The 6,287-nt window shown below is 69.3% G+C and carries 6 protein-coding genes and 1 pseudogene; 3 read left to right on the forward strand and 4 right to left on the reverse strand.

Features of this window, described 5'->3' with window-relative positions:
• Positions 1–396: 396 nt before the first annotated feature.
• Together ACFWX1_RS45750 and ACFWX1_RS45755 are read right to left on the reverse strand one after the other, a co-directional pair.
• Positions 397–894, reverse strand: coding sequence for a DUF3830 family protein (locus ACFWX1_RS45750; RefSeq protein ID WP_378396213.1), 498 nt, complete (start codon positions 892–894; stop codon positions 397–399).
• A 3-nt stretch (positions 895–897) separates the two neighbouring features.
• Positions 898–2,154 carry an aspartate aminotransferase family protein gene (locus tag ACFWX1_RS45755; RefSeq protein WP_378396214.1) on the reverse strand — a complete coding sequence of 419 codons (1,257 nt, stop codon included), beginning with the start codon at positions 2,152–2,154 and terminating at the stop codon, positions 898–900.
• A 92-nt stretch (positions 2,155–2,246) separates the two neighbouring features.
• On the opposite strand from ACFWX1_RS45755, the gene ACFWX1_RS45760 reads away from it, so the two are divergent.
• The 3 genes from ACFWX1_RS45760 to ACFWX1_RS45770 all read left to right on the forward strand — a co-directional run bounded on the left by ACFWX1_RS45760 (position 2,247) and on the right by ACFWX1_RS45770 (position 5,314).
• Positions 2,247–3,710 carry an NAD-dependent succinate-semialdehyde dehydrogenase gene (locus ACFWX1_RS45760; RefSeq protein ID WP_378396215.1) on the forward strand — a complete coding sequence of 488 codons (1,464 nt, stop codon included), beginning with the start codon at positions 2,247–2,249 and terminating at the stop codon, positions 3,708–3,710.
• Positions 3,707–4,765 (forward strand): tartrate dehydrogenase, encoded by a 1,059-nt coding sequence (locus ACFWX1_RS45765; protein WP_378396216.1) that lies wholly within the window; start codon positions 3,707–3,709, stop codon positions 4,763–4,765. Before ACFWX1_RS45760 ends, ACFWX1_RS45765 begins: the two co-directional genes overlap by 4 nt.
• Positions 4,766–4,843: 78 nt before the next feature.
• Positions 4,844–5,314 carry a DUF4262 domain-containing protein gene (locus tag ACFWX1_RS45770; RefSeq protein ID WP_378396217.1) on the forward strand — a complete coding sequence of 157 codons (471 nt, stop codon included), beginning with the start codon at positions 4,844–4,846 and terminating at the stop codon, positions 5,312–5,314.
• A gap of 7 nt (positions 5,315–5,321) precedes the next feature.
• Here ACFWX1_RS45770 and ACFWX1_RS45775 read toward each other — a convergent pair whose 3' ends face one another.
• Together ACFWX1_RS45775 and ACFWX1_RS45780 are read right to left on the reverse strand one after the other, a co-directional pair.
• Positions 5,322–6,014: a GntR family transcriptional regulator gene (locus ACFWX1_RS45775; protein WP_378396218.1), complete on the reverse strand. Its 693-nt coding sequence runs from the start codon at positions 6,012–6,014 to the stop codon at positions 5,322–5,324.
• A 1-nt stretch (position 6,015) separates the two neighbouring features.
• Positions 6,016–6,287 (reverse strand): annotated as a pseudogene (locus ACFWX1_RS45780) (maleate cis-trans isomerase); the annotation flags it as partial.

The following is a 6,287-nucleotide window of genomic DNA, read 5'->3' on the forward strand; positions in this document are numbered from 1 at the left end:
GCCTTGAGGGACCCAGGGTCCCTCAAGGAGGCCCCCACGGAACGTCCGATGCGACGAAAGGGCCCCTCGTGGCGCCATGGCGTCGCGAACGGTCCAGCCGTGCCGCCGCGATGCGACGAGGGCGTCCCTCGGTGAGGTCAGCACCAATGCCAGGAACCCAAAGGGGTATGGCGGGCGCGAGCGCGCCAGACAAACGTGCCGCGGCGCCTTCTCGGTGTGCCGCGGTGCCGGTAAGGCCACCTTACGGGCGTCAGACGCCCTCAAGGTGGCCTTACCGGCACGAGAGTCCTTGTGGACACCGCAGCTGACTAGACCTGCCGCGAACGACGCGTTCGAGACGATCAGCGTCCCGAACGCGTCGTTCAGGGCAACGAGCCGGGAGAGCCGCCGGAACTCTCAGGCGCGGGCGAAGGTCAGCGTTTCGCCTTCGACCCCGCGTAGCCAGAGGTCCTGTGCCGCGGCGGCCATCTCCGCGAGTCCCTCCTCGATCGTCGCGAAGACGTTGCCGGGCACCCACCCCGCGTCCCCGTTGATCAGCAGGTTGTTGCGGCCGTAGAAGATCGCGAGGTCCGTGGCACCTTGATCGCTGTGCGCCTCACTGCCGGAGTCGTAGCCGTACGCCGGGTTCCCGATCTCCCAGGCCTCGAAGCCGAAGTACACGACGTCGCCCGGGATCGGGGTGATGGTCGGATTTTCCCGCCCCGGCTTCGGGTCGGCGAACGGCGGCACGAGTGTGTAGACCTCGTTGCGCGCGTACTTCGCGTGGTACGCCGAACCGCTCTGCGGCAACGCGTCCCACACCGCGCGGCACGTCCGCGGGGCTTCGTCGTCGAGCAGCCTGGCGCGGCACGAAACGCCGCGCTTGTCCAGGGTGATGGTGATGTAGCGCGCCATGGTTCAGCTCCCCGTAACCGTCGAGACGACGTCGCCCCAGATACGCAGCGCGTCGTCGACCTGTGCCGCGTCGACCACCAGGGGTGGCACCATGCGGACGACGTTCATGAAGGCCCCGCAGGTCAGCAGCAGCAAACCGTGCTCCGCTGCGGTTTTCTGCGCCTTCTGCGCGGTTGCCGTGTCCGGCTCGCCGTCCGGCGTGGTGAACTCCGTGCCCACCAGCAGGCCGAGTCCGCGTACCTCGCCGATCGCGGCCGTCTTGTCCGCGATCAGCCGCGCGCCTTCGAGCAGCTGACGTCCGCGCTCGGCCGCGTTCTCGACCAGGCCCTCGCGCTGGATGACGTCCAGCGTCGCGATCGCCGCCGCGCAGGACACCGCGTTGCCGCCGTACGTCCCGCCCTGCGAACCCGGCCAGGCCTTGGCCATCAGCGATTCCGGCGCCGCGATGCCCGACAGCGGGAATCCGCTCGCGAGCCCCTTGGCGATGAGCACGATGTCCGGGCGGACGTCGAAGTGGTCGTGTCCCCAGAAGCGCCCGGTGCGGCCGAACCCGGTCTGCACCTCGTCCATCACCAGCAGGATGCCGTGCGCGTCGGCACGTTCACGCAGTCCGGCGAGGAACTCCGTGTTCGCCGGGACGTAGCCGCCTTCGCCGAGCACGGGCTCGACGAAGAACGCCGCCGTCTCGTTCGGCGCGCTGACGGTCGCGAACAGGTAATCCAGCTCGCGCAACGCGAACTTCGTCGCGGTCTGCTCGTCCCAGCCGTAGTGATAGGCGTACGGGAACGGGGCGACGTGCACGCCGGCCATCAGCGGCCCGATGCCCGCGCTGAACCGCGTCCCCGACGTCGTCATCGTCGCCGCGGCGACCGTGCGGCCGTGGAACCCGCCCTGGAACACGATGACGTTCGGCCGTCCGGTCGCCTGTCGCGACAGTCGCAACGCCGCTTCGACGGCTTCGCTGCCGGAGTTCGAGAAGAACAGTGAGTCGAGTCCGCTCGGCAGTACGTCGCCGAGCCGCTTCGTCAGTTCCAGGAGCGGCTTGTGCATCACGGTCGTGTACTGGCCGTGGATGAGCTTGCCGATCTGTTCCTGCGCCGCGCGGACCACCTCCGGATGGCAGTGGCCGGTACTCGTCACGCCGATCCCGGCGGTGAAGTCGAGGTGACGTTTCCCGTCGACGTCGTAGAGGTACACCCCTTCACCGTGGTCGACCACGACGGGAGTTGCCTGCTTGAGCAGCGGGGAGAGCTGGGCCATGGCAGTGGTGCTCCTAGGTCGGGCGGAACAGTTGTCGATTGTTGACAATATCCATAGCATGGCCGGGGAGACAACACGGAGGAGCAGGCTGGATGAGCGCGATCACCGAGAGCGGCGTCGTCGACGCGGTTGGCAAGGAACTGTTCATCGGGGGCAAATGGGTCGCCGCGAGCGGGGGGAAGACGTTCGCCGTCCAGGACCCGGCGACGGGCGCGGAGCTGTGCCAGGTGGCCGACGCCTCGCCCGCTGATGGCGTCGCGGCACTCGACGCCGCTGTCGCCGCGCAGGCGGACTGGGCGGCGACAGCGCCGAGGGAGCGCGGGGAGATCCTGCGCCGCGCCTACGAACTGCTCGTCGCGCGCAGTGAGGAACTCGCGCTGCTGATGACGCTGGAGATGGGCAAGCCGCTCGCCGAGTCGAAGGGCGAGATCACCTACGCCGCCGAGTTCTTCCGCTGGTTCGCCGAGGAGGCCGTCCGCATCGACGGCGGCTACGCGGTCGCCCCCAACGGTGCCGGGCGGTTCCTCGTGACCAAGCAGCCGGTCGGCCCGTCGCTGCTCATCACGCCGTGGAACTTCCCGATGGCGATGGGCACCCGCAAGATCGGCCCCGCCGTCGCGGCGGGCTGCACGATGGTGATCAAACCCGCCGCGCAGACCCCGCTGTCGATGCTGGCACTGGCCGGGATCCTGGCCGAGTCGGGGCTGCCCGCCGGAGTGCTCAACGTCCTCACCACGCATGATTCCGGTGGCGTGATGGAGCCGCTCATCCGCGACGGCCGCGCGCGCAAGCTGTCGTTCACCGGCTCCACCGGGGTCGGCAGGAAGCTGCTGGAACAGTGCGCGGACAAGGTGTTGCGCACGTCGATGGAACTCGGTGGCAACGCGCCGTTCCTGGTCTTCGCCGACGCAGATCTCGACGCCGCTGTCGAGGGCGCGATGCTGGCGAAGATGCGCAACATCGGCGAGGCGTGCACCGCCGCGAACCGCTTCTACGTGCAGCGCGACGTCGCCGACGAGTTCGCGCGCAGGCTCACCGAGCGCATGCAGGCGCTGCCGATGGGGCGCGGCACCGAAGAAGGCGTCGTGGTGGGGCCGCTGATCGACGAGAAGGCCGTCGCGAAGGTCACCGAACTCGTCAAGGACGCCACCGACAAGGGCGCGCGGGTGCTCACCGGCGGCGCGGGCGTCGACGGCCCCGGCCACTTCTACCAGGCGACCGTGCTCACCGACGTGCCGCAGGACGCGCGACTGACCTCGGAGGAGATCTTCGGGCCGGTCGCGCCAATCACGCCGTTCGACACCGAGGACGAGGCGGTGGCGAAGGCCAACGACACCGAGTTCGGGCTGGTGTCCTATCTGTACACCAGCGACGTCAAGCGGGCGCTGCGGGTGTCGGAGCGGCTGGAAGCCGGGATGATCGGGCTCAACCAGGGCATCGTGTCGAATCCGGCGGCGCCGTTCGGCGGGATCAAGCAGTCCGGCCTCGGCCGCGAGGGCGGCTCGGTCGGCATCGACGAGTTCCTCGAGGTCAAGTACATCGCGGTAAGCCTGTGAAGACCTACCGCATCGCGAGCATCCCGGGCGACGGGATCGGCGTCGACGTCACGGCCGAGGCCCGCAAGGTCCTCGACCGTGCCGCCGGGAAGTTCGGCTTTTCCTTGGCGTGGACCGAATTCGACTGGAGCTGCGAGCGCTACACGCGCACCGGGTCGATGATGCCCGAAGACGGTATCGAGCAGTTGTCGGCGTTCGACGCGATCCTGCTCGGTGCCGTCGGCTTCCCCGGCGTCCCGGACCACGTTTCCTTGTGGGGCTTGCTGATCCCGGTGCGGCGCGCGTTCGCGCAGTACGTCAACCTGCGTCCGGTGCGGCTGCTGCCGGGCACGACGTCGGTGCTGGCCGGGCGCAAGGCCGAGGAACTCGAGATGGTGATCGTCCGGGAGAACTCCGAGGGCGAGTACTCGGCCATCGGCGGTCGTCACAACACCGGACAACCGAGCGAATTCGTCTTGCAGGAATCGGTTTTCACCCGGGTCGGCGTCGAGCGGATCATCCGGTACGCCTTCGAACTCGCGCGCACGCGCGACGGCCGGGTGTGCTCGGCGACCAAGTCGAACGGCCTGATCCATTCGATGCCGTTCTGGGACGAGATCTTCGCCGAGGTCGCCGCCGGATATCCGGACGTCCACAGTGAACAGTGCCATGTGGACGCGCTGGCCGCGCGGATGGTGCAGGCGCCGGAACGCCTCGACGTCGTCGTCGCGTCGAACCTGTTCGGTGACATCCTCAGCGATCTCGCGGCCGCGATCACCGGCGGACTGGGCATGGCTCCCTCCGGAAACATCAATCCATCGGGTGAACATCCGTCGATGTTCGAGGCGGTCCACGGCAGCGCTCCGGACATTGCGGGGCAGGGCATCGCGAACCCGGTCGCGCAGATCCTCGCCGCCGCGATGATGCTCGAACATCTGGGCGAAACCGGTGCCGCGCAAGCGATCCGTGCCGCCGTCGACCGGACGCTCGGCGATCCGGCCGCGGTCACCCCCGACCTCGGCGGCACCGCTACCACAACCCGGCTCGGTTCGGTAGTCGCCGACAATCTCGGCTGATCGCCCGCCCCGTTTCGTCGGTGCCCTCCCCGACACTGGCTCCCGCTCACCCACAACCGAGCAGGAGGGGGCACCAGGATGTGCTGGCAGTGCGAAAATCCCGACAAGACCCGGGCCGACTATCTGCGCTACGTCCGCACCGTGATCGGCAAGTGCGGCTGGATGGTGCAGGGAGTGGAGGGATCGAGACACAGCCCGCCGTGGGCTTACACGATCGGGCTCACCGAACGGAAACTGCCGGAACTCGTCGTCACCGGGCTGCCGCTGTACCCGGCGGGGTCGCTGCTCAACTGCGTTGCCGAGCACGCGTGCCACGCGGAGCCGCCCGAGCACGGGGAGCAGTACACGCTGCGCGACGGGCCGTCGATCGAGGTCGTCGAGCTCACCGAGCCGTCCGCGCACCTGGTCATGGCCGTCGGCCTCTACGGCCCGGACATCCGGGCGCGGCAACTGGTCTACGCCGATGACGACGGGTTCTGGCCGTGGGACGCGAAGTTCCGCCGGGGGCGCGGTGGCCAGCCGGTGCTGGGGGTGCGTTGTGGTTCCTGAATCCCGCTCAACCGACCGGGGGAGCCTCGCTCTGCGTCAGGCTGGTACCGGGCGCGAGCCGTCGCACGGCGTCCTCCATATGCGCTTCCAGGAGGGCCAGCGCCCGTGCCTCGTCCCCGGCGCGCAGCGCTTCGATGATGTGCGTGTGTTCCTCGACGCGTTCTTCGACCCGCTGATACGTCCCCTGAAGTGCCGCGAGGCACATCCGCGTTTCGATGAGGAGGGTGCGGGCCATGCGGACGAGCCGCTTGCTGCCCGAGGCCTCGATCAGCGCTTCGTGGAAACGCAGATCCGCGGTGGAGATCGCCGAGGGATCGTCCGCGCCTGCCGCGGCGGCCATCTCGGTGACGGCCTGTTCGAGCGTGACGGCGACCTGCTCGCGATCCCCGCGCAACGCCCGCAGCAGGGCGGCGCGTTCGATGGCCCACCGGGCGGAGTAGATGTCGTAGACGTCGCCGGGGCCGAGGTCTATGACGAACAGCCCGCGGTGCCGTTCGCTGCGCAGCAGCCCCTCGGAGACCAGGTGCTGCATCGCCTCGCGCAGCGGCCCCCGTGACACCTGGAAGCGGGCGGCCAGGTCGGTCTCGCCGAGCTGGGTGCCGGGCGGCAGCGCACCGGTCATGATCGCCTCGCGCAGCTGGCGCGCGATGATGCCCGCGGTGGATTCCCGGCTGACCGGTTCTATGTCGGACAGGCTCATCTCACGCGTTCCCCGCCTGGAACAGCGCGCCGAGGGTGCGGACGAGCGGGGCCTGCCCGACCAGGCGCAGCCCCTCCCAGACGGTGACCTGGTTGGCGGTCAGCACGGGTTTGCCGAGGCGGGCCTCGACGGCGTTGATCTCGCCGAGCGTGCGCATCGCGGTGTCCGGTACCAGCACCGCGTCGGCGTCCGGGTGATCGTGCCCGGCGGCGAGCTCGGCCACCGCCTCCGGGGCCAGTGCGCCGACCTCGGCCGCGGTGTCGATGTCCGCGC

It is taken from the genome of Amycolatopsis sp. NPDC059021 (assembly GCF_042739895.1).
GTDB lineage: Bacteria > Actinomycetota > Actinomycetes > Mycobacteriales > Pseudonocardiaceae > Amycolatopsis.

What these genes read in the sequence shown, in the direction of transcription:
- ACFWX1_RS45750 (WP_378396213.1), bottom strand. Translation starts at nt 894, where the DNA reads ATGGCGCGCTACATCACCATCACCCTGGACAAGCGCGGCGTTTCGTGC.
- ACFWX1_RS45755 (WP_378396214.1), bottom strand. Translation starts at nt 2,154, where the DNA reads ATGGCCCAGCTCTCCCCGCTGCTCAAGCAGGCAACTCCCGTCGTGGTC.
- ACFWX1_RS45760 (WP_378396215.1), top strand. Translation starts at nt 2,247, where the DNA reads ATGAGCGCGATCACCGAGAGCGGCGTCGTCGACGCGGTTGGCAAGGAA.
- ACFWX1_RS45770 (WP_378396217.1), top strand. Translation starts at nt 4,844, where the DNA reads ATGTGCTGGCAGTGCGAAAATCCCGACAAGACCCGGGCCGACTATCTG.
- ACFWX1_RS45775 (WP_378396218.1), bottom strand. Translation starts at nt 6,014, where the DNA reads ATGAGCCTGTCCGACATAGAACCGGTCAGCCGGGAATCCACCGCGGGC.